This is a genomic window from uncultured Halorubrum sp. (assembly GCF_937146585.1).
GTDB lineage: Archaea > Halobacteriota > Halobacteria > Halobacteriales > Haloferacaceae > Halorubrum > Halorubrum miltondacostae.
The window spans coordinates 17,118-42,867 of sequence record NZ_CAKZRO010000139.1 but is presented as its reverse complement, the minus strand read 5'-3'; the positions used below and the strand labels follow the sequence as shown (position 1 = coordinate 42,867).

At 72.2% G+C, this 25,750-nt stretch carries 24 protein-coding genes; 15 read left to right on the top strand and 9 right to left on the bottom strand.

The features are described 5' to 3' along the window. Positions 1-22: 22 nt before the first annotated feature. On the bottom strand, positions 23-2,476 hold the full coding sequence (locus Q0116_RS11055) for a cation-translocating P-type ATPase (RefSeq protein WP_297888084.1): 2,454 nt from the start codon (positions 2,474-2,476) through the stop codon (positions 23-25). Positions 2,477-2,614: 138 nt separating this feature from the next. On the opposite strand from Q0116_RS11055, the gene Q0116_RS11050 reads away from it, so the two are divergent. Then, positions 2,615-2,974 carry a DUF5518 domain-containing protein gene (locus Q0116_RS11050; RefSeq protein WP_297888081.1) on the top strand — a complete coding sequence of 120 codons (360 nt, stop codon included), beginning with the start codon at positions 2,615-2,617 and terminating at the stop codon, positions 2,972-2,974. Positions 2,975-3,076: 102 nt separating this feature from the next. On the opposite strand, the gene Q0116_RS11045 is transcribed toward Q0116_RS11050, so the two are convergent. Together Q0116_RS11045 and Q0116_RS11040 are read right to left on the bottom strand one after the other, a co-directional pair. Then, positions 3,077-3,550: a redoxin domain-containing protein gene (locus Q0116_RS11045; protein ID WP_297888078.1), complete on the bottom strand. Its 474-nt coding sequence runs from the start codon at positions 3,548-3,550 to the stop codon at positions 3,077-3,079. Positions 3,551-3,643: 93 nt separating this feature from the next. Continuing rightward, positions 3,644-4,147, bottom strand: coding sequence for a DUF367 family protein (locus Q0116_RS11040; protein ID WP_297888075.1), 504 nt, complete (start codon positions 4,145-4,147; stop codon positions 3,644-3,646). A gap of 474 nt (positions 4,148-4,621) precedes the next feature. Here Q0116_RS11040 and Q0116_RS11035 point away from each other — a divergent pair, with 474 nt between their 5' ends. The 3 genes from Q0116_RS11035 to Q0116_RS11025 all read left to right on the top strand — a co-directional run bounded on the left by Q0116_RS11035 (position 4,622) and on the right by Q0116_RS11025 (position 8,242). Continuing rightward, positions 4,622-5,377 (top strand): coenzyme F420-0:L-glutamate ligase, encoded by a 756-nt coding sequence (locus Q0116_RS11035; RefSeq protein ID WP_297888071.1) that lies wholly within the window; start codon positions 4,622-4,624, stop codon positions 5,375-5,377. A 2-nt stretch (positions 5,378-5,379) separates the two neighbouring features. Continuing rightward, entirely contained in the window at positions 5,380-6,363 is a 984-nt protein-coding gene (locus Q0116_RS11030) for a 5,10-methylenetetrahydromethanopterin reductase (protein WP_297888068.1), read from the top strand. A gap of 193 nt (positions 6,364-6,556) precedes the next feature. Then, the gene (locus tag Q0116_RS11025; RefSeq protein ID WP_297888129.1) at positions 6,557-8,242 is read left to right on the top strand and encodes a methyl-accepting chemotaxis protein; all 1,686 of its coding nucleotides are present in this window, start codon (positions 6,557-6,559) and stop codon (positions 8,240-8,242) included. Positions 8,243-8,287: 45 nt separating this feature from the next. On the opposite strand, the gene Q0116_RS11020 is transcribed toward Q0116_RS11025, so the two are convergent. Beyond that, positions 8,288-8,527 carry a hypothetical protein gene (locus Q0116_RS11020; RefSeq protein WP_297888065.1) on the bottom strand — a complete coding sequence of 80 codons (240 nt, stop codon included), beginning with the start codon at positions 8,525-8,527 and terminating at the stop codon, positions 8,288-8,290. Between the two features lie 66 nt (positions 8,528-8,593). Continuing rightward, a complete protein-coding gene (locus Q0116_RS11015; protein ID WP_297888060.1) occupies positions 8,594-9,058 on the bottom strand; it encodes a DoxX family membrane protein in 465 nt (154 codons plus the stop codon). 135 nt (positions 9,059-9,193) lie between these two features. Between Q0116_RS11015 and Q0116_RS11010 the strand changes: the two genes are divergently transcribed. From Q0116_RS11010 to Q0116_RS10980, 7 genes are all read left to right on the top strand, one after another. Further along, complete coding sequence (locus Q0116_RS11010) at positions 9,194-11,095, top strand: site-2 protease family protein (protein WP_297888059.1); 1,902 nt, start codon at positions 9,194-9,196, stop codon at positions 11,093-11,095. Positions 11,096-11,187: 92 nt separating this feature from the next. Further along, positions 11,188-12,513, top strand: coding sequence for a TIGR00300 family protein (locus tag Q0116_RS11005; protein ID WP_297888056.1), 1,326 nt, complete (start codon positions 11,188-11,190; stop codon positions 12,511-12,513). Further along, on the top strand, positions 12,510-13,028 hold the full coding sequence (locus tag Q0116_RS11000) for a GNAT family N-acetyltransferase (RefSeq protein ID WP_297888055.1): 519 nt from the start codon (positions 12,510-12,512) through the stop codon (positions 13,026-13,028). Before Q0116_RS11005 ends, Q0116_RS11000 begins: the two co-directional genes overlap by 4 nt. A gap of 85 nt (positions 13,029-13,113) precedes the next feature. After that, positions 13,114-14,103 carry a Gfo/Idh/MocA family protein gene (locus tag Q0116_RS10995; protein WP_297888052.1) on the top strand — a complete coding sequence of 330 codons (990 nt, stop codon included), beginning with the start codon at positions 13,114-13,116 and terminating at the stop codon, positions 14,101-14,103. A gap of 68 nt (positions 14,104-14,171) precedes the next feature. Next, positions 14,172-14,594: a universal stress protein gene (locus Q0116_RS10990; RefSeq protein WP_297888050.1), complete on the top strand. Its 423-nt coding sequence runs from the start codon at positions 14,172-14,174 to the stop codon at positions 14,592-14,594. Between the two features lie 138 nt (positions 14,595-14,732). After that, complete coding sequence (locus Q0116_RS10985) at positions 14,733-15,605, top strand: sulfurtransferase (RefSeq protein WP_297888047.1); 873 nt, start codon at positions 14,733-14,735, stop codon at positions 15,603-15,605. Positions 15,606-15,686: 81 nt separating this feature from the next. Further along, the gene (locus tag Q0116_RS10980) at positions 15,687-16,118 is read left to right on the top strand and encodes a universal stress protein (protein WP_297888045.1); all 432 of its coding nucleotides are present in this window, start codon (positions 15,687-15,689) and stop codon (positions 16,116-16,118) included. A 10-nt stretch (positions 16,119-16,128) separates the two neighbouring features. Here the strand turns inward: Q0116_RS10980 and Q0116_RS10975 are convergent, their stop codons facing one another. Both Q0116_RS10975 and Q0116_RS10970 read right to left on the bottom strand, forming a co-directional pair. Beyond that, positions 16,129-17,334 (bottom strand): inorganic phosphate transporter, encoded by a 1,206-nt coding sequence (locus Q0116_RS10975; RefSeq protein WP_297888044.1) that lies wholly within the window; start codon positions 17,332-17,334, stop codon positions 16,129-16,131. A gap of 106 nt (positions 17,335-17,440) precedes the next feature. Beyond that, a complete protein-coding gene (locus Q0116_RS10970; RefSeq protein ID WP_297888042.1) occupies positions 17,441-19,339 on the bottom strand; it encodes a prolyl oligopeptidase family serine peptidase in 1,899 nt (632 codons plus the stop codon). A 113-nt stretch (positions 19,340-19,452) separates the two neighbouring features. On the opposite strand from Q0116_RS10970, the gene Q0116_RS10965 reads away from it, so the two are divergent. The 4 genes from Q0116_RS10965 (at position 19,453) to Q0116_RS10950 (ending at position 23,315) form a co-directional block, all read left to right on the top strand. Continuing rightward, a complete protein-coding gene (locus tag Q0116_RS10965) occupies positions 19,453-21,075 on the top strand; it encodes a cryptochrome/deoxyribodipyrimidine photo-lyase family protein (RefSeq protein WP_297888039.1) in 1,623 nt (540 codons plus the stop codon). A gap of 59 nt (positions 21,076-21,134) precedes the next feature. Then, the gene (locus Q0116_RS10960; protein WP_049932943.1) at positions 21,135-21,368 is read left to right on the top strand and encodes a YgaP-like transmembrane domain; all 234 of its coding nucleotides are present in this window, start codon (positions 21,135-21,137) and stop codon (positions 21,366-21,368) included. Between the two features lie 181 nt (positions 21,369-21,549). Beyond that, positions 21,550-22,782, top strand: coding sequence for an FAD-dependent oxidoreductase (locus Q0116_RS10955; protein WP_297888028.1), 1,233 nt, complete (start codon positions 21,550-21,552; stop codon positions 22,780-22,782). A 125-nt stretch (positions 22,783-22,907) separates the two neighbouring features. Continuing rightward, positions 22,908-23,315, top strand: a complete 408-nt coding sequence (locus tag Q0116_RS10950) for a MaoC family dehydratase (RefSeq protein ID WP_297888025.1) — start codon at positions 22,908-22,910, stop codon at positions 23,313-23,315. Positions 23,316-23,342: 27 nt separating this feature from the next. Here the strand turns inward: Q0116_RS10950 and Q0116_RS10945 are convergent, their stop codons facing one another. After that, complete coding sequence (locus tag Q0116_RS10945; protein ID WP_297888022.1) at positions 23,343-24,395, bottom strand: 3-oxoacyl-ACP synthase; 1,053 nt, start codon at positions 24,393-24,395, stop codon at positions 23,343-23,345. A gap of 125 nt (positions 24,396-24,520) precedes the next feature. After that, positions 24,521-25,705, bottom strand: a complete 1,185-nt coding sequence (locus Q0116_RS10940) for a branched-chain amino acid ABC transporter permease (RefSeq protein ID WP_297888127.1) — start codon at positions 25,703-25,705, stop codon at positions 24,521-24,523. Positions 25,706-25,750: the final 45 nt, after the last annotated feature.

Below are 25,750 nucleotides of genomic sequence, written 5' to 3'. Positions count from 1 at the left end.
GCCTTCCGGGCCGACCGACCGGCTACGGCTCCGACGCGGCGGCGTCCGCGCTCGGACCGGCCGCGTCCGCGTTCAGGTCGCCGTCGTTCGTCGTCGCCTCGGGGGGCTCCGTCGGTTCGACGTTGCCGAGCCGGAGCGCGTTCCCGGTGACGCCGAGGCTCATGCCCATGTCGCCGACGACGACGGCCATCGCGACGCTCACGTAGCCGAGCGGGGCCCCGGCGGCGAGCAGCGCCTTCACCGCGAGGGAGGCCCCGATGTTCGTGCGGATCGTCGAACTCGCGCGCGAGGCGAGGTCGACGACGTACGGGAGCCGCGTCAGGTCGTCGGCCATCAGCGCCACGTCCGCGGTCTCGATGGCGGTGTCGGTGCCGGCGGCCCCCATCGCGACCCCGACGTCCGCGGCCGCGAGCGCCGGCGCGTCGTTGATCCCGTCGCCGACCATCGCGACGCCGCCCTCGGTCTCGGCGGCGAGCTCGCGCACGGCCGCGACCTTCTCGTCGGGGAGCAGCTCGGCGCGGACCTCGTCGACGCCGACGCGCTCGCCGATCGCCCGCGCGGTCCGCTCGTTGTCCCCGGTGAGCATCGCGACGCGGTCGACGCCGAGGTCGTGGAGCCGGTCGACGACCCACGCCGCCTCGGGTCGGACCGTGTCCGCGACCGCGACGACGCCCTCCAGCTCCGTCTCGGTCCCCACGAGGACGACCGTCTTCCCCTCGGCCTGGAGCCGCGGGATCGTCTCGCTCGTCAGGTCGAGGTACTGCCCGTGCTCGCAGGACTCGGCCGCCGCGGCGACGTCGGCGTCCCCGGACCGGCCTCCCTCCGCTGCCTCGGGGTCTCGGACCACGCCGCCGTCCGGCCGGACGTGCGCGTGGCTCAGGTCGAAGCCGAGGTCCGCGAACAGCGAGGGCTTGCCGGCGTAGTGCGTCTCGCCGTCGAGGTCGGCGCGGACGCCCTCGCCGGTCAGCGCCTCGAAGTCGGTGACGGCGATTTCGGCAGACTCGGGTCGGGCGCCCTCGGCAGCGTCCCCCGTCTCGGCGTCGCGCGCAACGATGGCCTCGGCGACGGGGTGTTCGCTGCGGCGCTCGATGGCGGCCGCGCACGCCAGCACGTCCGCCGGGTCGCGGTCGCCGAGGGGGACCACGTCGGTCACCGACAGCTCGCCGCGCGTGAGCGTCCCCGTCTTGTCGAGCGCGACGGCGTCGACGTCGCCGGCGGCCTCCAGGTGTTCGCCGCCCTTGATCAGGACGCCGTTCCGGGCGGCCGCGGTCACCCCGGAGACGACGCTGACCGGCGTCGAGATGACGAACGCGCACGGGCACGCGACGACGAGGAGCGTGAGACCGCGGACGAACCACGTCTCCGCGCCGCCACCGACGAGGACCGGGCCGAGCGCGGCGGTCGCGACCGCGCCGACCACGACGATCGGGGTGTAGACGGCCGCGAAGCGGTCGACGAACCGCTCGGCGCGCGTCTCCTCGCCGTTGGCCGCCTCGACGAGTTCGACGACCCGCGCGATGGTCGACTCGGAGGCGGGCGCGGTGGCCTCCACCTCGAGGTAGCCCGCCTCGTTGATCGAGCCGGCGTACACCTCGTCGCCGGGCTCCTTTTCGGCCGGGACCGACTCGCCGGTGATCGGCGACTCGTCGACCGCGCCGGAACCCTCGCGGACCACCCCGTCGAGCGGGACGCGCTCGCCGGGCCGCACCGCCAGTCGCTCGCCCGTGGCGACGCGCTCGGCGGGGACGGTCTCCTCCGTCCCGTCGCGGATCACGACCGCCTCGTCGGGCGACAGCTCCATGAGCTCGCGGAGGGAGGTGCGCGCCCGGTCGATCGAGTAGCGCTCGAGCAGCTCCGCGACCGAGAACAGCACCGCGAGCGTCGCCGCCTCGAACGGGAGGTCGACGAGCAGCGCGGCGACGACGCCGACGCTCATCAGCAGGTCGATATCGAGGCTCAGCCCGCGCAGCGAGTAGAACCCGTTCCGGAGGATCGGCGGCCCGGCGACCGCGACCGCGAGCAGGTACGCGACGGACGCGCCCGTGACCGCCCACGGCCCGAGGAAGCCGACCCCGCCGATCGTCGCGAACGTCGGGTCGAGCCCGGGGAGCAGCCACTCCAGCGCGAGCCCGACCGCGAGGAAGCCGCCGCCGACCGCGGTGGCGATCGCGCGGGGGCTCGTGAACAGGTCGTCGGCGACGCCGTCGGACTCCGCGTCCGCGACCGCGTACCCCGCGCCCTCGACGGCGGCCGTCAGCGCCTCGACGTCCGTCCGGTCCGGGTCGTAGGTGGCGACCACGACGCCCGTGGTCGGGCGCGTGTCGACCGAGACGACGCCCTCGCGGTCGAGCGCGCCCTCGACTTTCCCCGCGCACGACGAGCAGTCCATGTCCGGCACCGCGAGGCGGAGCTGCGCCCCCGTCGGCGCGGTCCCGTCCGACTCGCCGGGGTCGGCCGTCGGGTTCGATTCGTTCATTGACTCAACCTCGCTTCCGGAGCGTTATTAATCTAGCTACCACTTAGCGGCGCTAGGTTATAAATAATTATTAAATCATGGGGACGAATACACAACTCTACGACGAAGTATTTACCGCCGAGTCGGCTACCCGCGGGTATGACAGATTGGCGCGCCGTCGGCTACGGCTTCGTCGTGATGCTGATCGCCGGGTTGCTGGCGACGTTCGTCCCCGTCGTGGGGCACGTCGGCGCGGGGCTCATCGGCGGGTTCGTCGCCGGCTACGTCGCCGGCGGCGGCCTGCTCTCCGGCCTCTGGCACGGCCTGCTGGCGGGCTCCGTCAGCGGTGTGGTCGTCACGCTCCTGCTCGCCGCGTTCGGCGGCCTCGTCGGACTTGCCGGCGGCCCGCTCGGGAGCCTGCTCGGCGGCGCCGGCGTACTCGTCGTCGGGCTGTTTCTGACGCTGCTGTTCGCGGTCGACTCGGCGCTGGCGGGGGCTATCGGCGGCGTGCTCGGGTAGCGCGACCGAGGTCGAAGCGCGCCGTCGCTACGGGTTCCGCGTCGTAGTATAACACGAAGATCGGAACGCGCCGGAACAGGCTGCCCCGCGGTCGGCCGCTTCTTACGCGCTCTCGACCGCGTCGAGGACGGCGTCGTAGTCCGGCTCGTTCGTCGGGTCGTCGGCGACCCAGCCGAAGACGACCTCGCCGTCGTCGTCGATCACGAACACGGCGCGGTTCGCGATGCCGTGGAGGCCGAGCTCGGCGATGTCGATCTCGAGGTCGTACGCCCGGATCGCGTCGCCGGCCATGTCGCTCACGAGGTCGAACTCGATCCCGTGCTCCTCGCGGAACGCGCCCTGCGAGAACGGCGAGTCGGCGCTGACCCCGAACAGCGTCCCGCCGGCCTCCGCGAAGGCGTCGGCGCGCCCCTGGAAGGCGACCATCTCGTTCGTACACGGCGGCGTGAACGCGCCGGGGAAGAACGCGAGCACGACCGGGCCGTCGCCGATCTCCTCGCCGAGGTCGAACGGCTCGTGGTCGCTCGTGCCGACCGTCGCGGTGAACGTGGGTGCGTCGTCGCCTGTGGATACCATCGCCGCTCGGTACGGTCGATCCACGCAAAAGCCTTGTCGCGCCCCCGTTCGGTGCCGGTATCGGTTCGCCGCCTCGGGCCGAGCCGTCGCCGACTACTCCCTGTCGATGTACTCCTGCTGGATCTCGACGACCTCGCCGGAGTCCTCGCAGTCAGCGTACCGCCGGAGCGGCTCCGCGTTGAGCTCGAGGAACGTCTCGCCCCAGGTGAACTTCGAGAGCGCGCGCTCGGCGCGGTCGCGCTCGCCGAGGATGACCAGCGCCGCGGCGAACGCCTCGACGGTCGTGAGCCGCATCGGGCGGCCGAAGTTCACGGGGTTGGCGGCGACGAGGTACGGGAGCGCGCGGTGTTCGCCGGGGAGCGAGAACATCTTCTCGCCGGCCGACTCCCACGAGCAGTCGAGCGCGACGAGCGCGGTCTCTGCGGCCCGCTCGGCGTCGGCGGGCGAGAGCGCGCGCTCGGCGTGGGGGTTGAGGACGACCCCGTACGGCGTGGCCCGGTCCGAGCGGTGGAGCTCGGCGAGGTCGAAGCGCGCGAGCTTCCGAGCCGTACACTTGTCGGGGTCGTCGTCGCCCTCGTACCGGACGTGGAGGTCCACAGTCGGAGTTCGACGGAGTCGCGTATAAGCCGTGCGGACGTTCGCGGCGGAAAAATGCGGATGGTCGACGCCCGCGCGCCGTCACGGGGCGCGGGTCTGCGTCACGATCGGTTCGCCGTCGTCGGCCTCTTCCGGGACGCGCGTCCGCGTCCCGATCGGTGCTGGCTCGTCTTCCGTCGTTCGTTCACACATCGCAACCGTCGCTCGCGCCCCTTCCCGGAAAACCGTTTGGCTAAATAAATCATTATCGCAGGTATATCCTAATATACGTCTAGGTTCGTAGATCGTCGCGACGGTTTCGTACAGTTATCATGGACTCTCATTTCTGAATATCGTATTCGTCGTCAGTACGATCTGCCGGAGACCGCCTCCAGACCGACTCGCCTCGACCCGATCCGCTTCAAACGCCCCCGGATACCGTCAAACCGGCCCGGTACCGGCGGGGTTTTTCCTCGTCGCCGCGCACGGTGATCCATGGAGCTGTTCGCGGTTCCGGACCTCCCGGAGATCCGGGAGGGAGACGACCTCGCGGCCATGATCGGCGAGCGCGTCGACCTCCGCGAGGACGACGTGGTCGTCGTCGCCAGCACGGTCGTCTCGAAGGTCGAGGGGCGCGTCTTCGACCTCGACGACTTCCCGGCCAGCCCCCGGGCCCGCGAGGTCGCCGACCGGCTCGCCGAGATCGCGGGCGAGGAGAAGGACCCCCGCTTCGCGCAGGCGGTCATCGAGGAGTCGACGGAGCTGATCATGGAGGCCCCCTTCCTCCTCACCGCGACGCGCTTCGGGCACGTCGGCGTCAACGCCGGCATCGACCGCTCGAACGTCCCGGGCGGCGACCTGCTGCTGCTCCCGGAGCGCCCCTCCGAGAGCGCCCAGCGCATCCGCGAGGGGCTCGCGGCCGACCGCGTCGTCGTCAGCGACACCTGCGGCCGCCCCTTCCGCCACGGCCAGCGCGGGGTCGCGATCGGCTGGGCCGGGATGCCCGCCAGCCGCGACTGGCGCGGCGAGCGCGACCGCGACGGTCGCGAGATGGGCGTCACCGTCCAGAACGTGATCGACGAGCTCGCCGCGGCCGCCAACCTCGTCGCCGGGGAGGGCGCGGGCGGCACCCCGGTCGTCGTCGTCCGGGACTGGGCGTTCGGCGACCACGACGGATCGGACAATCACTTCCGCGAGGTCGAGGGCGACTTCGTCCGGCAGGCCCTGCGGGAGTGGACGTTTCAGGAGTAACCATGCTCGGAATCGAACTCACCCCAGAACACGAGCTGTCTCGCCTCGTCGACCTCGGCGTCCGCGCCGAGGACGCCGGCTACGACGCCGTCTACTCGACGTGTCACTACAACAACCGCGACCCGTGGGCGTTCCTCTCGCGGCTCGCGGCCGCCACCGACTCGGTCCGGCTCGGCCCGGGCGTCGCCAACCCCTACGAGACCCACCCAGTCACGCTCGCCTCGAAGGTCGCCACCGTCGACGAGGCCTCCGAGGGCCGCGCCGTCTTCGGGCTCGGCCCCGGCGACCCCTCGACGCTCGCGAACCTCGGGCTCGAAGACGAGCGCGGACTCCGGTCGGTGTTGGAGGCGTTCAAGACCGCAGAGCAGCTCTGGGCCGGCGAGCGCGTCGACCGCGACGGCACCTTCGACGCATCGGACGCCGGGCTCAACTACGAGCCGCCGCAGGGGGCGGACATCCCGGTCCACGTCGGCGGCGAGGGGCCGCACATGTGCCGGATGGCCGCGAAGCACGCCGACGGCCTCCTGTACAACGGGTCGCACCCGAAGGACCTCGCGTGGGCCCGCGAGCAGGTCGACGACGGCCTCGAAGACAGGCCCGATCACCGCGGCGAGTTCGACCTGATCGCCTACGCCGCGGTGTCGGTCGCCGAGGACGAGGCCGCCGCCCGCGAGGCCGCCCGGCCGCCGGTCGCGTTCATCGCCGCGGGCGCGGCCCCGCCGGTCCTGAAGCGCCACGGGATCGACCCGGAGGCCGCGAGCGAGATCGGCGACCGCGTCTCGGCCGGCAAGTTCTCCGCCGCCTTCGAGCGCGTGACGCCCGAGATGGTCGACGCGTTCTGTATGGCGGGCACCCCCGAGACCGTCCGCGAGCGCGCCGCCGCCGTCGCCGAGCACGCCGACGGCCTCGTCGTCGGCTCGCCGCTCGGGCCGGACCTGGAGGCCGCCGTCGACCTCGCGGCCGAGGCGGTCGACGGGCTGTTCTGAGCGCCGTCGACGGACCCCGCGGTCCCCGCACGCCCGCGGTCCGTGGATTCTCTGCCGGTGACAATCGAGAATCGGTCCTGATAACGCCGGCGGGAGGTTCATAACCCGGTCTCGTCGAAGTCGGGGCATGTCCACGACACGACAGCGCCGCCCGGGGGTCCGCGGGCGGTACGAGGCCCTCCTGTGGCGGACGATGGACGCGCTCGGCGTCTCGGAGTCGATAGAGCGAAAGGTCGTCGCGGCGGTCGGTATCCAGTTTCTCGTCACGGTCGGCATCTTCCTCACGCAGTTCCTGATCGCGGGGACGGCGGCGTACGTCGTCTCCGGGATCCTGTTCCTCGGCTCGGTCGTCGCCATCTACAACACCCTGCTGATCGTTCGGCGCGACTTCGCCGGTCCGATTCGGGCGCTGGAGCGGCAGGCGGAGGCGATCGCCGCGGGCGATGTCGACGGCGCGAGCGACGTCCGCGCGGACGGCCAGTCGGCGGACGACGCCGCGGCGGCGCTCGACCCGACCCAGCCCGACGAGATCGGCAGCCTCGTCGGCCGGTTCGCCGAGGTCCACGGCTACCTCACGACCGTCTCGGCGCAGGCGGAGGCGCTCGCGGCCCAGGAGTTCGACGACCCGGTGCTCGACGAGGAGGTCCCGGGCTCCTTCGGCGAGTCGCTCGACGAGATGGCCGAGAACCTCGCGGCCTACACCACCGAGCTGGAGGCGCTCGTCGACGCGTTCGGCGACGCCGCGGAGCGGGCGCAGGACGGCGACCTCACGGCGACGATCGACGAGGACGCGCTGGCGACCGACGAGCGGCGGTACGCCGAGCTCGTCGACAACTACAACCGGCTGGTCGCGACGCTGGGCGAGACGCTCGGCGACGTCGGCGCGTTCACCGCGGACGTGGCCGGGACCGCTGACGACGTGCGCGCGGGCATGGACGAGGTCGACGACGCGAGCGGCGAGGTCGCCGGCTCGGTCCAGGAGATCTCCGACGGCGCGGCCGAGCAGACGGACGAGCTGGAGGCGATCGCCGGCGAGATGAACACGCTGTCGGCGACCGTCGAGGAGATCGCCGCCTCGGCCGACGACGCCGCCGAGACGGCCCGCGACGCGGCCGAGCGCGGCCGATCCGGCCGCGAGGAGGCCGCCGAGGCGATCGCGGAGCTGGAGACGCTCGAGACGCGGATCGGCGAGACGGCGGACGCGGTCACCGACCTCGCGGAGCGCGTGGGCGAGATCGACGAGATCGCGGCCGTGATCGACGAGATCGCCGAGGAGACGAACCTGCTCGCGCTGAACGCCTCCATCGAGGCGGCGCGCGCCGACGGCTCCGGGGACGGGTTCGCGGTCGTCGCCGACGAGGTGAAGTCGCTCGCCGAGGAGACGCGAGAGTCCGCGGCGGAGATCTCCGGGCGGATCGAGGCCGTCCAGGAGGCGTCCGCGTCGACCGCGGCCGACGCCGAGGCGATGGAGGCGCAGGTCGCCGACGGCGTCGAGACGATCGAGTCGACGCTGCGGGAGTTCGAGGGGGTCGTCGAGGACGTGACGACGGTCGACGAGACCGTCCAGGAGATCAGCGACGCGACCGACGACCAGGCGCGCACGACCCAGGAGGTCGTCGACATGGTCGACGGCGTCGCGTCCGTGAGCAGGCAGACCGCCGCCGAGGCGGAGACGGTCGCCGCCGCGGCCGATCAGCAGACGACGACGGTCTCGGAGGTGACGGGGCGGGTCCACACGCTCTCGGATCAGTCCGACGAGCTGCTGGCGCGGCTGGAGGAGTTCGAGGTGCCGGACCGGGACGGCGGGAGCGCGAGCGCCGTCGGCGGCCCGGGAGCCGGCGTCGGATCGCGGTCGGCGACCGGCGCGGACGACGACTGAGTGCGGAGGGCGACCGATCGCGGTCGGCGGCGTCGACGCCGCCGGTTACTCGGAGCGTCCGCGGCCGCCGAGGGCGGGGAGGTTCACGCCGATTTCGGAGAGCAGCGCGCCGACTGCGGCGTAGCCTAAGGCGCCGACGGACGCGACGATCAGGACCTGTCCCACGAGGACGAGCAGCGCCGACAGGGGGTCGCCGGCGCCGAGGATGAGGTCGTTCAGGAAGATGTCGACGAACCGGCCGACGTCGCGGACCAGCCGCGAGACGAAGTCGATGAGCGCCATCATGGGCCACGGTTGTACCGGGGGGTACTTGGGTGTTGAGTTCGCGGCGGGGCCGCGCCCGCTCCGCGGCTACGCGTCCGGATCGGCCGCCGGCGCGTCGTCGGACCGCGCGTACCGCAGCGCCCACCCGATCAGGACGCCCTGGAACGGGAGCCGGATCAGCGCCGCGAGCCGCGCCGGCCCGACGAGTCGGTCCGGCACGAGGTCGTCTAGCACCTCGCGGCGAGCGAGGTGGAGGTTCGCCGGGAACACGGCCACGAGCAGGGCGGCGATCCCCCACGCCGACGGCCGGCGCGTCCGCGGGATCGCGACGCCGATCCCGAGGAGGATCTCCGCGATCCCGGAGAGGTACACGAGCCCGACCGGGCGCGGGAACGCCGGCGGCACCGCCTCCGCGAACCGCTGCGGGACGAGGAAGTGAGCGATCCCGGCGACGACGTACACCGCGCCCATGAGCGGCGCGAGCGACCGGTCGGAGCCGCCGGCCTCGTCATCCTCCGGGTCGGTCGATCCGGTTCGGTCTCTGTCTGTCATGTCTCGCCACACGGCCGGGGGGCCTATGAGTGCTCGGCGTTCGGAGCCCGAGAGCCGTCCCGACGCCCGCCGCGTCGGCGGCCGAGGTTCCCGGAACCGAACCCCTTACGAGCGGGCGAGCCTTACGCCGTCGTAATGAACACGTTGTTCTGGGTGCTCACGGGGGTCCTCGCGTACTCCGCGGTCGCGATGGGGCTGCGGAACAGGGGGATCCTCCCGGACGGAGTCGGGGTCTCCGGCCCGGTACTGACCCTCCGGACGCTCCGCGGGCGCGCCTTCCTCGGCCGACTCGCGGCGCCGAAGCGGTTCTGGCGCGCGGTCGCCAACCTCGGGCTCGGGGGGGCTCTGGTGGCGATGGTGGGGTCGTTCGCGCTCATCATCTCCTCCGCGTCGTCGGCGTTCACGAACGCGCAGCCCTCCGCGATCCAGCAGCCGCAGAACTTCCTCATCATCCCCGGCGTCAACGACTTCCTCCCCCTGTCCGTCGCGCCCGAGATCGTCGCCGGCCTCGCCGGCGCGATGGTGATCCACGAAGGGGCGCACGGCCTCCTCTGCCGGGTCGAGGGCATCGACATCGACTCGATGGGGCTCGTCTTCTTCGCGCTGCTCCCGGTCGGCGCGTTCGTCGAACCGGACGAGGAGGCGACACAGGAGGCGTCCCGCGGGGCGCGCGCCCGGATGTTCGCGGCCGGCGTCACCGCGAACACGCTGCTGACGGTCGTCGTCTTCGCGCTCCTCTTCGGCCCCGTCGCGGGGGCCATCTCGCCCGCCGCCGGGTACGCGGTCGGCGAGGTGAACCCCGGCTCGCCGGCGGCCGCCGCCGACATCTCGCAGGGCGACCGGGTCGTCGAGGTCGCCGGGACGCCGATCGAGACCGCCGGCGAGTTCGAGTCCGCGCTCGCCGACGCGGGCGACTCCGTCGCGCTCACCGTCGACGACGGCGACGCCAGGGAGACGGTGACGGTCGACCGCGAGCTACAGGTGGTCGGCTCCGCCGGCGGGAACCCCCTCGGCGTGATGATCGAGGCCGAACCGGTGACGATCGCGAGCGTGAACGGCGAGTCGGTCGCGACCGAGTCCGACCTCTACGCCGCGGTCGGCGGCGACGAGCGCGCAACGGTGACGGTGACCGGCAACGAGACGGTCGTCGATCAGGTCCGCGACGCGCCGGGGGCCGAGACCGCCACCGACGTCGAGACCGCCGAAGACGAGGTCGCCGTCAGCGTCCCGGACGTGCCGATCGGCGCGTACGTGGTCGGCGTCCAGGAGGACGGGCCGATCCACGACGCGGGCGCGACGCTCGGCGAGCCGCTGACGATCGTCTCCGTCGACGGCGAGCGCGTCGTCGACAACGACGCGCTCTCGGCCGTCCTCGGCGAGCGCGAGGCGGGCGAGACCGTCCCCGTCACGGTGTACGACGCCGACGGCGAGCGCGACACGTACGACGTGGAGCTCGACCCGCACCCGAACCGCGACGGCGGGTTCGTCGGCGTCAGCGTCTTCCCCGGCACGAGCGGGCTCGCGCTCGACGACGTCGGCGTCACCCGGTACCCCGCCGGCGCGTACCTCGAACTGCTCGGCGGCGACGGCGGGCAGGGCGCGGCGGAGGGGATCCCCCTCGGCGGGATCACCGAGTCGCCGCTCGGCCTCGTCTTCGTCGCGCTCATCCTCCCGCTCGGCAGCCTGTTCGGGCTCCCGTTCAACTTCGCGGGGTTCACCGGCGAGGTGACCAACTTCTTCGTGGTCGAGGGGCCGCTCGCGGCGCTCGGCGGCGGGACGTTCCTGCTCGCGAACCTGCTGTTCTGGTCCGGGTGGATCAACATCCAGCTGGCGCTGTTCAACTGCCTGCCCGCGTTCCCGCTCGACGGCGGGCGCATCCTCCGGATGGCCGCCGAGGCGGTGATCAGCCGGGTCCCGGTCAGCGACCGGCACGCGGCGGTGCGGACGATCACGGTCTCCTCCGGACTGGTGATGCTGGCGGGGCTGATCGCGATGATATTCGGCAACCAGATCCTCACCGCGCTCGGGCTGATCTGAGCGGCTTCAAGCGTGCCGCGGCCGCGGGGACCGTCCGAGCGCCGGGCGACCCCGAGGGAAACGCGTTTCCCCGGCGGACGCGACGCGTCCGTATGACCCACTCGCGGACCGTCGAACTCGAGGGCCACATCATCGACAGCGGGACGATGCAGCGCTGTTTCGGCGCGGTGATGGACCTCGGCGGCTCCTTCGACGTCGAGCGGTTCGACGTCGGGAAACACGAGACCGAGGAGTCGTACTGCCGGCTGACCGTCTCCGCCGACGACCCCGAGACGCTGCGGGGGATCCTCCACGAGCTCCACCAGAACGGCGCGGTGCTCGAGGACCCCTCGGCGGTGGAGCTCGTCGCCGCGCCCGCCGACAAGGTGGTCCCGCCGGACTTCTACTCGACCACGAACCACCCGACAGAAGTGCTGTACGACGGCGAGTGGATCGAGGTCGAGCGGATCGAGATGGACTGCGCGCTGGTGGTGGAACCCGAGCCGGCGGCGGACGCCGGCGAGGGGGACCGAGCGGACGCCTCGGACCCGGATAACTCCCCACGCGCCTACACCAAGACGCTCAACGCGATCGAGGAGGGCGACCTCGTCGCGACCGACCAGTCCGGCATCCGGGTGAACCCGCCGGAGCGCCCGCGGAGCGGCGGCGGCGCGTTCGGCTTCATGCAGGGCGGCGTCTCCGCCGAGCGGCCCTCCGAGTCGACGATCCGCGAGGTGGCCGAGGAGCTGCGCGCGGTGAAGGCGAACGGCGGTAACGTGATGGTCGTCGCCGGGCCCGCGGTGATCCACTCCGGCGCGGGCGACGCGCTCGCCGACCTCGTCGCGGGGGGCTACGTCGACGCGCTCTCCGCGGGCAACGGCTTCGCCACGCACGACTTGGAGCGCTCCATCTACGGCACCTCGCTGGGGATGAACGTCGAGACGCTCGAACACCCGCGGAAGGGGCACAAACACCACATCTGGACCATCTCGGAGATCATCCGCGCCGGCGGGATCGAGGCCGCCGTCGAGGACGGGGTCGTCACGGAGGGTGTGATGTACGAGTGCGTCGAACACGACGTCGACACGGTCCTCGCGGGCTCGATCCGTGACGACGGCCCGCTCCCGGACACGATCACCGACGCGGTCGCCGCCCAGGACGCGATCCGGGAACAGGCCCACGACGCCGACATCGTGATCATGCTCGCCACGCTGCTCCACTCCGTCGCGGTCGGGAACTGCCTCCCGTCGACGACGAAGACCGTCTGCGTCGACATCAACCCCGCCACCGTCACCCAGCTCCTCGACCGCGGCTCGGCGCAGGCCATCGGGATGGTCACCGACATCGGCACGTTCGTCCCGACGCTCGCGGAGTTCGTGCTGGAGGGCGGCGACGCCGCGGCCGACGGGAGCCGAAGCCCCCCGGAGGGCGACGCGTGAGCGTCGAACTCCGCCCTTACGACCGCGAGCGCGACGCCGCCGGCCTCTACGCCGCGAAGGTCGCCTTCGAGCGCGGCCTCGGCGCGAACACGGGCGGCGACGGGAAGGCGGCCGCCTACGAGGGCAAGCTCACCGACGCGTACCGCGAGCGGTGGCTCGGCTGGGTCGACCGCTGCGTCGCCGACGACCCCCGATGCGTGACCGTCGCGGTCGACGGGGGCGCGGACGAGGGGGGCGCGGTCGTCGGCTACGTCTTCGTCCTCCCGGAGCGGCTGGCGATGGTCTGGGACGCGGCGGTGTTGAACGAGCTGTACGTCGCGCCCGACCACCGCGGCACCGGCGTCGCCGACGACCTGATCGGCGCCGCGCTCGACATCGCGGCCGACCAGGACCTCCCGCTCGACCGACTGGTGTTGGACGTCGACCCCGCGAACGAGCGCGCGAGAGCGTTCTACGACCGCCACGGCTTCGAGTCGTGGGGCGAGATGGTCGCGCGACCGCTGGACGACGCCTGAGCGGGCCGTCGCGCGCCGAACTGCGGCGGCCCGGACCCGTTTCGCCTTCCGAAGCTACAAGCGCGTCCGACCGCTTCCATCTGCCGTGATACAGATCGGCATCGTCGGCTGCGGCGTGATCGGGAACCGCCTCGCGGCCGCGATAGCGGACCACGACCGGTTCGAACTGGCGGCTGCTTGCGACCTCGACGCCGACCGCGCCGCGTCGCTCGCGGCCGACCACGGCACCGACCGCACCGCGACGACGACCGACCACGAGGCGCTCGTCGAGACGGACGGCCTCGACGCCGTCTACGTCGGCGTCCCGCCGCTCGCGCACCGCGACGTGGTCGCCGACGCGCTCGCGGCCGACAGGCACGTCATCTGCGAGAAGCCCATCGCGGCGGACGCCGAGGCGGGCCGCGAACTCGTCGCGCTCGAAGAGTCGACCGACCGCGTCACGGCCGTGAACCTCCCGTTCCGCTACACGCCCGGGTTCGTCCGGCTCCGTGAGATGATTGAGGCGGGCGAGGTCGGTGACCCGCGCCGCGTGGAGCTCCGGTTCCGCTTCCCGCAGTGGCCCCGCGAGTGGCAGGACGTGTCGTGGCTGGAGTCGCGCGAGCAGGGCGGCCCCCTGCGCGAGGTGGGGACGCACTTCCTGTTCGGCGTCCAGGAGCTGTTCGGGCCGATCGAGACCGTCTCCGCCGACGTCGGCTACTCGGGACCCGAGCGCTACGAGGACGACGTGGTCGGGACGTTCCGGGCCGGCGGGGTCCGCGGGACGATCGACCTGCTGTGCGACCACGAGGGCGAGGAGGAGAACAGCGTCACGGTCGTCGGCGACGAGGCGTCGCTGTCGCTGACGGAGTGGTACCGGCTCGTGCGCGACCGCGGCCGCGAGGGCGAGGCGACGCTCGTCGACGAGCGCGGCGACACCGTGCGCGCGCTCCTCACCGAGTTCGCCGACGCGGTCGACGGCGACGGGGGCGACCTCGTCTCCTTCGCCGAGGCGACGCGCGTCCAAGAGGTGCTCGACGCGATCCACGCCTCCGAGGGCGACTCGGTTCGGCCGGGAGCCGACGCCGGCGGCCGGTAACCCGCCGCGGAGTCGCGGGCCGGGAACGCCCGACAGGAATTATGTGTCTCTCGGACCCATCTCCGCGCATGAGCTACCTCGTTGCGACCGACGGATCGACGGAGGGGGACGAGGCGGTCCGGTACGCGGCGCGTCAGGCGGTCGCGTTCTACGAGACGCTGGAGATCGCCCACGTGCTGACGCCGGACTCGGAGCTGGTCGACGGGACGATCATCCTCCCGGGCGAGGACGCGGCCGTCGAGGCCGGACAGGGAGTCTTAGCGAACGCCCGGACCATCGCCGAGGAGGCGGTCGACGAGCCGATCACCGTCGAGACCCAACTGCTCACCGGACGACCCGCCGACGCGCTCACCGAGTACGCGGCCGAGGAGGCCGTCGACGCCATCTACGTCGGCCACCGCGGGCTCTCGGCGGAGCGCGAGCAGGTCGTCGGCAGCGTCGCGAAGAGCGTCGTCGACAAGGCCGACGTTCCCGTGACGGTGATCCGGTAGGTGTCAGCGTAAATAAACGACTTTCAGCCTCCGACGCGGTCGTTTTCGACGGTATCGTTCGTTTGCCGCCCGTCACAGGCGCCGGAAAGAACCGCCATTATCGGACGTTCAAAACGGCGTTAGGCCGTAGCACGGGCGATGTCTGAAGACGTACTCGTTACCGCGGACTGGGTCGAAGAGCGCCTCGACGCGTTTCAGGACGACGACTCCGATCACCGGCTCGTCGAGATCAACAACCCGACCGTCACCGACGAGTCGGAGTACACGCCCTACGAGGAGGGCCACGTCCCCGGCGCGCTGAACTTCGAGTGGGACGCGGTGTTCACCGACGAGACGGAGCGCGACATCGTCTCGAAGGAGGCGTTCGCGGAGCGAAACGGCGAGGGCGGCATCGACGCCGACACGACCGTCGTCGTGTACGGCGGCGGCCGCGTGCCGAACTGGTTCGCGCTGTTCGGCTACTGGATCTACAAGTACTACGGTCACGACGACATCCGCGTGATCGACGGCGGGAAGGGATACTGGGTCGAGAACGACTACCCGCTCTCCACCGAGGAGCCCGACTTCACGCCCCGCGAGTACGCGGCCCGCGGCCCCTTCGAGAGCGTCCGCGCGTACAAGGACGACATCGACAAGGCGATCGAGGAGGGGATCCCGATGGTCGACGTCCGCTCACCCGAGGAGTTCTCCGGCGAGGTCATCGCCCCCGAGGGGCTCAACGAGACCGCCCAGCGCGGCGGCCACATCCCCGGCGCGAGCAGCGTCCCGATCGGCACGACGCTGAACGAGGACGGGACGTTCAAGAGCGCGGACGAGCTCCGCGAGCTGTACGGTGACGCCGGCGTCGACGGCGACGAGTCGACGATCACCTACTGCCGCGTGGGCGAGCGCTCGTCGATCGAGTGGTTCCTCCTCCACGAGCTGCTCGGTTACGACGACGTCCGCAACTACGACGGCTCGTGGACCGAGTGGGGCAACCTCGTCGGCGCGCCGATCGAGACGGGCGAGTAAGCGACCGACGCGGTCGCGCCCGCGCCCGACCGGTCCCCGCGCGATCACCGCCGATATGTGTGCGGGAACGCAAGGAGTCGTATGGCAACCTCTCACGTGCTCGTCCCGCTCGACGGGTCGCCGCTGGCCGCCGACGCGCTCGACGAGGCGCTCGATCTCTTCGACTGTCGGGTGACGGTGTTGAACGTGGTGACGCCGCTCGACGCGCCGATGAGCGAGGGCGGGATCCTCGGCGCCGGCGAGGACCGACGCGAGAGCGCCCGCGACCGGGCCGACCGCATCGTCGACCGGGCGACCGCGCGGGCCGCCGAGACCGACCGGCGCGTCGAGACGGCGGTCCGGACTGGCGACCCGGCCGAGACGATCCTCGAGTACGTCGACGAGCGCGACGTCGACCACGTCGTCATGGGCGGCCACGGCGGCGAGCGGGGACGCGTCGCCCGCCGGCTACTCGGCACCGTGGCGACGAGCGTGGTCGGCGAGGCGCCCGTGACCGTGACGGTCGTGCGCTGACTCCGGACCCTCACCCGCCGAGCACGGCCGCGAAGGCCGCGTAGAGCCCGTAGCCGATCGCGACCGAGGCCACGAGCGTGATGCCCCAGAAGAGGAGCGTGACGCCGATCTTCCGCCGCGAGACGCCCGCCGAGCCGCCGGCGAGCCCGCCGCCGATGACGCCGGAGATGATGATGTTGTTGAACGAGATCGGGATCCCGAGCCCGATCGCCAGCTGGGCGATGATGAACCCGGGGACCAGCGCGGCGATCGACCGCCGCGCGCCGAGCTGCGCGTACTCGCGCGAGGTGGCCTGGAGCAGCTTCGGCGCGCCCATCCACGCGCCCGCGAGGATGCCCGCGGCGCCGAGGGAGAGCAGCACGATGCCCGGGAGGCCGAGTTCGACCCCGTAGAGGTTCTCGAGCGGGCCGGTCGCCAGCCCGACCTGACTGCCGCCGCTCGAGAAGGCGACGACGCTCCCGAGGACGAGGAGGAACGACCGGATCCCCCCCTCGGCCGACGCCTGCGTCCGCCGCCGGACGGCGACGAACCACGCCGCGGCCGCGAGCAGCGTGACGAGCACCGTCACGGGGTCGACCCCGGCGACCGTCGGCGCGCCGATCTGCCGGGCGACGAACCCCGCGACGGAGCTCTGCGCCGCGTCGGGTGGCGAGGGAATGACGCCGAGCCGGACGTTAGCGACGATCCCGCCGACCACGGCGGCGAGCAGCGGGACGCCGACCGTCTCCGGGATGTCGTCGCGCCGGAGCACGGTGGCGGTGGCGTACGCGAGGCCGCCGGAGACCGGCGGGACGAGCAGCCAGAACAGCCCGATGCGGCGGTAGGTATCGATCGCGGGGTCGCCCCCGAGCGAGAGCCCGACGCCGACCATCGCGCCCGTGGTCGCGAACGCCGCCGGGACCGGGTATCCGGTGTAGACGCCGAAGGCCATGAACCCGGTCGCGGTGAGCAGCCCCGCCGTCGCCGCCAGCGACGTGATCTGGACGCCGTTTATCAGTCCCGCCCCGACCGTCTCGGAGATCGCGCCGCCCTGGGTGAGCGCGCCGAGCGCCGCGAGGATCCCGATGAGGAAGGCGGCCCGCATCGTCGAGATCGCGTTCGCGCCGATCGCCGGGGCGAACGGCGGCGAGTTGCTGTTCGCGCCGAGCGCCCACGCCGTGGCGAGACTGGTCAGCGTCGCCAGCGCGACGAGGACCCAGAAGCCGACGCCGGGCACGGTCACCCGCCCCCGCCGACGAGGTATCGAGCCATGTCTCCCCCCGACGGCGGCGTCGATTAAATAACTCCCGTCGGACGGGCGTCGCCTCCCCGCGGTCGCCCGGTCAGTCGTCCGGCGAGGCGACGGCGGTGCGCTCCGCGCCGATCCGGCGGTCGAGGAAGTCGTCGAGCAGCTCCAGCGAGCGGATCTTCTGGTCGATGTCGCCCGAGCCGTGGCCCTCCTCGCCGAGCTCCTCGTACTCGTAGTCGTCGCCCTCCTCGAAGCCGGCCTCGTCGAGCGCGTCGCGGAGGATCCGCGCCTGCGAGACCGGGACGCGCGGGTCGTTGACCCCGTGGACGATGAGGAGCGGCGCGTCGACGTTCTCGACGTAGTTCACCGGGCTGCGCTCCCGGTAGGTGGCCTCGTTCTCGTCCGGCTCGCCGAGGTTCTTCACCATGAGCTCCGTCCGGAAGTGGGGCATGGTGTTCTCGTACATGTCGAACAGGTCGCTCACGCCGACCCACGTGATCCCGGCGGCGTACAGGTCCGGGTACTGGACCATCTGCCAGTTCGCGGAGTAGCCGCCGTAGGAGCCGCCGTAGACGGCGACGCGGTCCTCGTCGAGCCAGTCGTACTCGTCGAGGACGCGCTCGGCGCCCGTCGCCACGTCGCCCTGCTCGGCGCCGCCCCAGTCGTCGTACAGCTCCTCGACGAACTCGCGGCCGCGGCCCGTGGAGCCGCGGTAGTTCACTTGGAGCACGGAGTAGCCGCGCGAGAGCAGGAACTGGACGCGGTAGCTGAACCGGCGCATGTCGTGGTGTCGCGGACCCCCGTGCGGGTTGACGATCAGCGGCGACGGACGGCGGCCGGAGTCGAACAGCAGGCCCTCGATCTCGAACTCCTCGTAGGGGTCGTGGTCGACCGCCCGCGCCGGCGTCTCGGGGACGCCGTCGGAGGTGAACGATACCGTCTCGGGCTCGACGAAGTCGTCGGGGTCGAACGGACCGTACTCCGCGCCGAGCACCGTCTCGGTCTCGTCCGCGTCGAGGTCGTACGCGACCAGCTCCGGCCGGCGGCTCGACGTGGTCCGGTACGCGAGCAGGTCGTCGTCGGCCAGCCGCCCCTCAGCGACGTTGGCGACGCCGGCCGGGAAGTCGAGCTCGTCGCTCTCGCCCGTGTCGGCGTCGTAGACGACGGGCACCGTCACGGCCCCGCGCGTCCGACTCGCGACGAACCGGTCGCCGCCCTCGAGGAAGTGGCTCGCGCCCTCCTCGAACTCGCCCTCGCCGAACCAGGTCACCGTCGCGTTCCCGACGCCGTCGGAGAGGTCGACGATCCCGGCCCGTCCGAGGTCGGCGCTGTTGTCGTTGACGAGCAGGCGGTCGCCGTCGGGCCCCCAGTCGATCGAGGCGGCCTCCGCGCCGAGGTCGCCGACGTCGAGGTTCCGCGGGTTCGAGCCGTCCGCGTCCGCGACGTAGACGTCCATATTCTCGTACGTGTCCGTCTCGTTGGTCGCGTACGCGATGCGGTCGCCGTCGGGCGACAGCTCGCCGGCGGCGACGGCGCGGTCGTACTCGGTGAGCTTCGTCGCCTCGCCGCTCGGCACGTCGTAGCGGTAGAGGTTCATCTGGCCGCCCCGGCTGGAGCCGAGGAGGAGCGTCTCGCCGTCCTCGCTCACGTCGTTGAGTCGGATCTGGCCATCCATCTCGACGACGGGCTCGCTCTCGCCGTCGAGCGACATCGCCCACACGTCGTGCTGCTCGTCGCCGTCCTCGTCGCGGTGGTAGAAGAGGCGGTCGCCGCTCGGGTCCCACTCGAAGCCGGCGCGGACCGAGCGCGGCACGTCGCCGTCGCTGAGCTGTTCCAGCGAGCCGTCCGCGACGTCGAGGAGGTGGAGCTCGTTGCGACCGGTGACGTCGTAGTAGAGGGCGACCGTCTCGCCGTCCGGGGACACGCGCGGGCTCGCGATCGTCGGCAGCGAAGCGAGTTCGCGCAGTACGTCGGTCTCGTCTGTGTCAGACATCCGTGAAAGTACGGTGGCGGAACCCTATTCAACGTTTCCCGTGCCCGCGACCGCGGCGCGTCCGCCCCCGGCCGACAGGCCCATGCGACGGGAACGCCTAACGGGAGCAACGCATGGCCACCGGCGAGGACGCGCCGCTCCCGACGACGCCCGCTCCGGATGCGATCCGGTCGCTCTCCCGGGCTGACGACGCCCCGGACGAGCCGGGCACCGTCGTCTGGCACCGGGACGACCTGCGGATCGCGGACAACCCCGCGGTCGCGGCGGCCGCGGCGGATGCCGACCGGATCGTCCCGCTGTTCGTCTTCGACCCCGCCTTCTACGACGAGCGCGGGGCGGCCTGCGACGCCCGGGTCGAGTTCCTCCACGACTGCCTGCGCGACCTCGACCGCCAGTACCGCGACGTGGGCGGGGCGGGGCTGACGTACGGCCACGGCGACCCGCTGGACGTGCTCTCGCGGTTCGTCGACGCCGGCTGGGACGCCGTCGCGACCGCGACGCCGAGTGGGCGGTACGGCCGGCGACGCGACGAGCGCGCCCGCGAGCGGCTCGGCGTCGACTTCGTCGCGGGCGACGGGCTCGTCCGCGACGCGGACCGACCTCGGGAGGACTGGAGCGACCGCGTCGAGTCCTGGTTCGCCGCCGACCCGTTCGACTGGGACCCCCGGTCGGTCGCGGTCGAGCGCGTCGAGACGGCGATCGATCCCGACCGCGCGAGCGACGCGTACGACGTCGCCCCGACGAAGACGCGCGTCCCGACGGGCGGACGCGGCCCGGCGAGAGACCGGCTCCGCGCGTTCGCGGAGGCGATCGGGGAGTACCCGGGGTCGATCTCCTCGCCGCTCGACGCCCGCGAGGGGACGAGCGGCCTCTCGGCGTACCTCCGGTTCGGCTGTCTGTCGGTCCGCGAGGTCCACCGCCACGTCGACGAGCGCGCGCCGGACGGCCGCGGGAAGTCGATGTACGTCTCGCGGCTGTTCTGGAACCGCCACTACACGCAGAAGCTGCTCGACTGGCCGGGGTGGCTCGACCGCGCGGTGAACCCGGTGTACGAGGGGTTCAACCGCGACCGGCACGACCCGGACCTCGTCGCGGCGTGGAAGCGCGGCGAGACGGGGTTCCCGATGGTCGACGCGAGCATGCGCTGCCTGCGCGAGACGGGGTGGCTGAACTTCCGGATGCGGGCGCTGTGCGCGAGCGTCTACTTCCAAATCCTCCAGCAGCCGTGGCGGATCGGCGCCGACCACTTCTACGAGCACCTGATCGACGGCGACCCCGCGATCAACTACACCCAGTGGCAGTCGCAGTGCGGGCTGGTCGGCCGCCCGGGACTGCGCTTGTACGATCCCCGCAAGCAGGTCCGCGATCAGGACCCCGACGGCGAGTTCGTCCGGCGGTGGGTCCCCGAGCTCGACCCGCTCCCCGCCGCGCACCTCGACGCCCCCGAGAAGACGCCGCTCGCGGTCCAGCGCGAGGTCGGCGTGCGCATCGGCGAGGACTACCCGTACCCGGTCGCCGACTACGAACGGGCCCGGTTGGAGTTCCGCGAGCGCTACGGCGCGGTCCACGGCGCGGCGGCGGCGCGGCTCGGCGACGAGGAAATCGCCCGCCGCGCGTCGCTGTCGGGGGGTCTCGGGGCCGCGCGGTCGATCGCGGCCGACCACGGCGGGCCGGCCGAGGCGGACGGGGACGACGCCGACGCGACCTCGCAGACCGGCCTCGACGAGTTCGGGTGAACGCGAGAGGCGAGTCGGCGGTGGAAAGGTTCATACGGCCGTGAGCCGTATTGTGAAGTATGAACCAAAACGTCGGTGCGATGGACAAGCGCGTCAGGACTGCGGTCGGTGCCGTCGCCGGTGCCGCCTCGTTAGCCACCCTCGCGGGCTCCGGGCCCCTCCCCGCGGTCGCGGCCCCGGTGCTCGGCGTCGTCGCCCTCGCGATGCTCGCGACCGCCGCGACCGGGACCTGCGGCCTCTACTCCGTGCTCGGCGTCGACACCTGCCCCGCCGACGCCGGCGGACCGCGCTGAGCCGCCGTCGCGGCCGGATCCGGAATTCGGCCGGTAACACCCTTTCGAAACCGGTTTTCTCCCTCGTTCGACGGCAGTCTCAAGTGCGCGGAATGCGTATGTATGGCATGATCGACAGTGACCGGAATCGACGGCGTCTCGCGGCGGAGCACGCTCCCGCGCCAACCCGGGTGACCGTCGCGTGAGCGACGACTCGACGGTCTTGGTGATCGGCGGCGGCGCGACGGGCACCGGGATCGCCCGCGACCTCGCCATGCGCGGCGTCGACGTGACGCTCGTCGACCGCGGCGGCCTCGGCGGCGGCACCTCCGGGCGCTCGCACGGCCTCCTCCACAGCGGCGCCCGCTACGCCGAGGCGGACGCCGAGGGGGCCGAGGAGTGTATCGTCGAGAACCGGACGCTCCGCGATATCGCCGGCGCGTGCGTCCGGGAGACCGGGGGCCTGTTCGTCCGGCTCGACGGCGACGACCCGGACTACTTCGAGGAGAAGATCGCGGCCTGCGAGGCGATCGGCATCGAGACCGAACGGCTCGACGGCGCCGCCGCCCGCGAGGCGGTGCCGGGCCTCGCCGACGAGGTCGCTGAGGCGTTCCGCGTCCCGGACGGCGTCATCTACCCCTCCCGGCTGGTCGCGGCCAACGCCGCGGACGCAGAGCGCCACGGCGCGACCGTCCATCCGCACGCGCCGGTCGAGGACGTGACGGTCCGCGACGGCGCGGTCGAGACGGTCCGGGTCGGCGGCGCGGTCGACGACGCGCTGTCGCCCGAGGTCGTCGTCAACGCGACCGGCGCGTGGGCCGACTCGATCGCCGAGATGGCCGGCGTCGAGGTCGGGATGGCCCCGAGCCGGGGCGTGATGGTCTCGGTGGAGTACGACGGGGCGCCGCCCGTGCTGAACCGGTGTCGCGACCCCGACGACGGCGACATCGTCGTGCCCCACGAGGGCGAGGTCGTGCTGGGGACGACGAGCGTGCCGGTCTCCGACCCCGACGACTACGAGACGGAAGACTGGGAGGTCGAGCGCTCCGTCGAGGAGTGCGCCGCGATGCTCCCCGCGGTCGCCGACGCCCCGACGGTAAGGACGTGGTGGGGCGTCCGCCCCCTGTACTCGCCCGACGAGGCGGGGTCGGACCGCCGCGGGATCTCGCGCGGGTTCACGCTGCTCGACCACGAGCGCGACGACGCGGCCGGGCTGTACAGCGTCGTGGGCGGCAAGCTGACGACCTACCGCCAGATGGCCGAGACGACCGCCGACGAGGTCTGCGACAGCCTCGGCGTCGACGCCGCCTGCGAGACGGCGAGCGAGCCGCTGGCCCACGCAGACGACCCGGCGCGGCTGGACGAGCTCGTCGAGGCGTACGGCGGCGCGAACCCCACCGACGCCGACGTTGTCGACGCGCCGGCGGACGACTGATCGGGGCGCGTCCCCCTCGCGGTGCGATTCTGGCGCGTCGACCCCGCGAAGCGTTCCGAGCGCGCCGCGCCGCGGGTTCGAGGCTGAACCACGGGGTTGAGGCGGTCGGCGCGCGTCTAGTCGGTATGCCAGTCGCGACGGTCGGCGAGACCGCGACCCACGAAGTAGCGATCACCGAAGAGACCATCGAGGCGTTCGCGGCGCTGTCGGGCGACGAGAACCCGATCCACCTCGACGACGAGTACGCCGCCGAGACGATGTTCGACGGGCGCGTCGCGCACGGGATCCTCTCGGCGGCGGTCGTCTCCGCGGCGCTCGCCCGGCTCTCCGGCGACATCGTCTACCTCTCTCAAGAGATGTCCTTCGAGAAGCCGGTGTATCCGGGCGAGACGGTCGAAGCGAGCGTCAGCGTCATCGACGACCTCGGCGGCGACCGCGTTGTCGTCGAGACGACCGCGACCGTTCCCGAGCGCGACGAGCGCGTCCTCTCCGGCGAGGCGACGGTGCTCTCGCTGCCGCACGAGTCCGCGTAGGGAGCGCTGAGCGCTCTCGGCGGCGCGCTATCCCTGCCACCGGATCACGGTCGCGGACCACGTGTAGCCCGTGCCGGCCGCGAGCAGGCAGCCGAGGTCGCCCGGTTCGAGGCGGCCCGTCTCGACGCCGCGCTCCAGCGCGAGCGCCTGGTCGACGCTCTGGACGTGGCCGAACTCGTCGAGGTAGTAGCCGTCGCGGCCCGGGTCGAGGCCGAGCTCGTCGAGGACGCGCTCGTGGAACGACCGCTTCATGTGGGTGAGCGCGACGAAGTCGAGGTCGTCGCGGCCGAACCCGGACCGCTCCAGCGCGGTGTCGGCGACAGAGAGGTACGCCGGCAGCGAGACGGGGCCGAGCCGCTCTTTCATCCCGTCCGGGTCGGGGACGTCGAGCGTGTGGAGCCCCTCGCGGACCGTCTCCTCGCTCGGCGGGCGCTTCGACCCGCCCGCCGGCATCACCACGTCGTCGGCGAACGAGCCGTCGGTCTCGGCCGCGCTCGCGCGGACGACGGCCCGGGCGCGACCGCCGAAGGGGGCGGTCTCACCGTCTTCCGACTCCCCGTCCGCCGCCTCGACGACGAACGCGCTCGCGCCGCTGCCGAAGTTGAACATGAAGGAACTGTCCTCGTTGCCGTAGTCGACGAGGTCCTCCTCGCGGCTCGCGGCGACGAGCAGGGCGGTGTCGATCGGTTCGGTCTCCAGCTGCGCGGTCACCTGCCGGAGCGCGATCGGCGCGCCCGCACACAGCGTGTAGCTCTCCGTCGCGTACGCGTTCGTCGCGCCGAGCCGGTCGGTGATCGCGGCCGCGGCCGACCAGACGACGTGGTCCTTGTACTCGGAGCCGTGATAGAGGACCACGTCGAGGTCGATCGGGTCGACGTCGGCGTCCGCGAGCGCGCGCTCGGCGGCCGTCACCGACATGTCGGTCGCGTGGTCGCCGTCCGGCGGGCAGACGCGCTTCTCGCGGACGCCCATCTTCTCGACGACGACCTCTTCGGGGATCCCGCTCTCGGCCGCGATGGCCTCGCCCGTGATCGTCTCGTCCGGGACGTACGTCCCGAGTCCGGTGATCCCGACGGTCATCCGTCGCCTCCGCGCCGCGTTCGATTCGGTTCGTCGTGTCGTGTGGTGTCGGTCATGTGTCGTCTGTCAGCGTCGCGGTCCGTCGCGACGCGCGACGGGGACCGCGGAGCCGCGGGCCCGCGACCCTACCGGAGGTAGCGCCGCAGGTGGTCCGGGAGCCGCTTCCCGACGGTGCCGCCGAGCCGGTCGCGCAGCGTCCCGAGGATGCCGTTCGGGACGAACAGCACGAACAGCACGAAGATGATCCCGAGGTACAGCGGGGCGCGCCCGTCGACCGCGGTGTTGACGAACAGCTCCAGGCTGATCCCGAAGAGGTCGGCCTGGAGGACGCTCTCCGGGAGCCCCTCGCGCAGCAGGGTCGCCACGCCGCCGCTCTCGGTCGAGAGGACGTCCTCTAACCCCTGCGTGAACAGGGTCCCGAACACCGGCCCCGCGAGGGTGCCGAACCCGCCGATGATCGTCGTGATCAGCGCGTCGGCGGTGACGAGGAAGTAGAACGTCCCGTCGGGCGCGACCGAGCGCGAGTAGGCGGCGAAGACGCCGCCGGCGATCGCCCCGAAGAAGCCGCTGATGGCGAACGCGGCCAGCTTGAACCGGTAGGTCGGGTAGCCGACCGCGCGGGCGCGCTCCTCGTTCTCGCGGATGGCGATCATCACGCGCCCGAACGGCGAGTGGAGGATCCGCTGCATCGCGAAGTAGCAGACGACGACGACGATCCCGAGCGCGTAGTACGAGACCACCGTCGTCGATAAGTCGATCCCCAGGCCGAGCAGGTTCTCGACGCTCTCGCCGGTGAGCCGCCCCACGTCGAGGCTGAGCGCGTCGACGAAGGGGACGCCGATCGCGAGCGCGTCGCCGCTCACCGTCGCGCCCTCGGTCGGGTTCGTCGAGACGTACCCCCACGAGCGGATCAGCTCGTAGATCACCTGCGCGAACCCGAGCGTGATCATCGCGAAGTAGACGCCCGTGAGCCGGAACGACACCGACCCGATGACGAGCGCGAGCAGCCCGGCCACCACCGCGCCGAGCAGGAGCGTGATCATGAACGGCGTCCCGCCCGGGACCCCCGGGATCTGCCCGTTCGCGGCCAGGACGACGAAGTACGCGCCGGTGCCGTAGAACGCGGCGTGGCCGAACGAGAGGTAGCCGGTGTAGCCGCTGATGAAGTCGAAGCTCATCGCGAACAGCCCCATGTACAACACCACGACCATGAACGTGATCGCGGGGAGGAACGCCTCCGCGAACGGCGCCGCGGGCGTCGCCAGCAGCGCTTCGTAGGCGAGCGGATACAGGACGAAGCCAACGATCACGGCCGCGTGGACTGCGTGGTCCCGCAGGTACTCGCGGAGGCCCCC